This window comes from Solirubrobacter ginsenosidimutans (assembly GCF_027587205.1).
In genome coordinates, this window is the sequence record NZ_JAPDOD010000121.1 from 1 (window position 1) to 2152 (window position 2152).

2 protein-coding genes and 2 pseudogenes are annotated in these 2152 nt (G+C 70.6%); all 4 read right to left on the reverse strand.

Annotated features, from left to right (window positions below; all coding sequences use genetic code 11):
• The coding region (locus OM076_RS44400) for a hypothetical protein (protein WP_270046722.1) at nt 1-189 on the reverse strand (189 nt) is incomplete at its 3' end.
• Between the two features lie 372 nt (nt 190-561).
• Nucleotides 562-1089: an Ig-like domain-containing protein gene (locus OM076_RS46665; protein ID WP_270046723.1), complete on the reverse strand. Its 528-nt coding sequence runs from the start codon at nt 1087-1089 to the stop codon at nt 562-564.
• 567 nt (nt 1090-1656) lie between these two features.
• Nucleotides 1657-1908 (reverse strand): annotated as a pseudogene (locus OM076_RS47085) (hypothetical protein); the annotation flags it as partial.
• Nucleotides 1793-2152 (reverse strand): annotated as a pseudogene (locus OM076_RS47090) (hypothetical protein); the annotation flags it as partial. The pseudogenes OM076_RS47090 and OM076_RS47085, both read right to left, overlap by 116 nt.

Consider the following 2152-nt stretch of genomic DNA (forward strand, 5'->3'; position numbering starts at 1 on the left):
GACCGAATCGCCCGCCTTCGCCGAGGCGAACACGCTCGAAAGCGTCGACGGCGACGCCGCCAGATCAGCGGCGGTGGCTGCCGAGGGTAGTACCGAAACGGCGGCTAGCGCTATGCCCATCGTTGCGGCCGATCGAAGTCGACGCGGCACGACGCTGTCACCGCGCAGCGGTCGTTGTTTCCTGCTCATGAAGCCTCCCGAAAAGTGTGGACGTGCTCAGTTGCGATCGCACGAAGCGACCACAAGCTCGAATGGGTTCCCGCCGATTCGAGCCGCCAGCTCAAGACGCCGAAATCAATCCGGCTGACCGCTCTTGCTGGTTGATGTCACATCAGCCGTCAGTGGCATGCCGGTGTAGCCAGTTCCATGGCTCGTCGCTTTGTTTTCCCCTGTCGCGACGACCGGCCCCCACCTCATGCCCCTGGGTCTGAACCGCCAAACCCGTGAACAGGAGGGGAGCCACCGACCGTGCCCGCAAGTCCGTCTTGGGCCCGATCGGCGGTAATTCTCCAAGTTATTGGATGTGGTTTCAAAGGCTAGCGCCAGAGAAACCGAATCCTGTCAACCGACTCGCAAACTCCTTGCGATTGACATCGTTGACACGTTGCCCGCGATGTCCGTCGCGCGGGCGGAGTAGGTATGCGTCCCGGCCGAAACGCCTGAGAGCGTTCGGGTCCAGGTCGCATTCGAAGCGGCGATCGTGCCGCGCGAGGAACCGTCCTCGTAGAGTTCGATCGTGGACCCGGCTTCCGCCGTGCCACTGACCGTGAAGGTCGTGCCAGTCGTCGTGCCCTCGGACGGCGAAATGATCACCGGGGCACTCGGGGCGGTCGTGTCCACCTGGACCACCCGCATGGCGGATTGCTTCGACGTACCGCCGAGGCCGGTCGCCGCTGCGGTGTAGAGATGCGCACCGTCAGCGGCCGGGACCTGCCGCGACCACGAGCCGAGGGCGGACACCGTCGTGGTGCCGACCGAGACTCCGTCGTCGAAGAGTTCGACGACGGCGCCGGCGTCGGCCGTTCCAGCGAGTGTGACCTTCGCGGTATTGACCCACGCGTAGTTGCCGGGTGACGTGATCGTCGGCACGCCGGGCGTCCAGGCCGGCCCGGTGGGCGGCGGCGTCGCGGTCGGCGTCGGCGTCGGCGTCGGTGTGGGCGTCGCGGTGGGCGTCGGTGTGGGCGTCGCGGTCGGCGTGGGCGTGGGCGTCGCGGTCGGCGTGGGCGTGGGCGTCGCGGTCGGCGTGGGCGTGGGCGTCGCGGTCGGCGTGGGCGTGGGCGTCGCGGTCGGCGTGGGCGTGGGCGTCGCGGTCGGCGTGGGCGTGGGCGTCGCGGTCGGCGTGGGCGTGGGCGTCGGGGTCGGCGTGGGCGTGGGCGTCGCGGTCGGCGTCGGTGTGGGCGTCGGGGTCGGCGTCGGTGTGGGCGTCGCGGTCGGCGTCGGTGTGGGCGTCGGTGTGGGCGTCGCGGTCGGCGTGGGCGTGGGCGTCGCGGTCGGCGTCGGTGTGGGCGTCGCGGTCGGCGTGGGCGTCGGCGTCGCCGTCGGCGTGGGCGTCGGCGTCTTGGTCGGCGTGGGCGTCGGCGTCTTCACCGGCGCCGTCACGGCGAAGGACTTCCGGACCGTTGCCGTGGCGCCCTTCGCGTCACGCACGGTCAGCGTGACGTATTTCGTGTCGGCGTTGGAGAACGTCTTGACCAGCTTGCAGCCGGTGGCGGTCTCCCAGACGATGCTGCCGTCCTGGTTCTCGAAGCTCCACGTGCAGGTCAGCGTGCCTGAGCCGGTGGAAGCGGATGCGTCAAGCGTCACCGCTGTTCCCGTCAGCGCTCCGACGGGGACATCCCAGACCGCGGCGACCGCGGAATCCGGGATCGCCGTTGCCGTCGGCGTCGGCGTCGGCGTCGGCGTCGGCATGACCGTCGGCGTGGGCGTGGGCGTGGGCGTCGCGGTCGGCGTGGGCGTGGGCGTCGCGGTCGGCGTGGGCGTCGGCGTCGGCGTCGGCGTCGCGGTCGGTGTGGGCGTCGCGGTCGGCGTCGGCGTCGGCGTCGGCGTCGGCGTAGCTGTGGGCGTGGGCGTTGGCGTGGCGGTCGCGGTCGGTGTGGGTGTGGGTGTGGGGTTGGGGTCGGTGCTGGTGGTGGGGTTGATGCCGCGGTTGGTG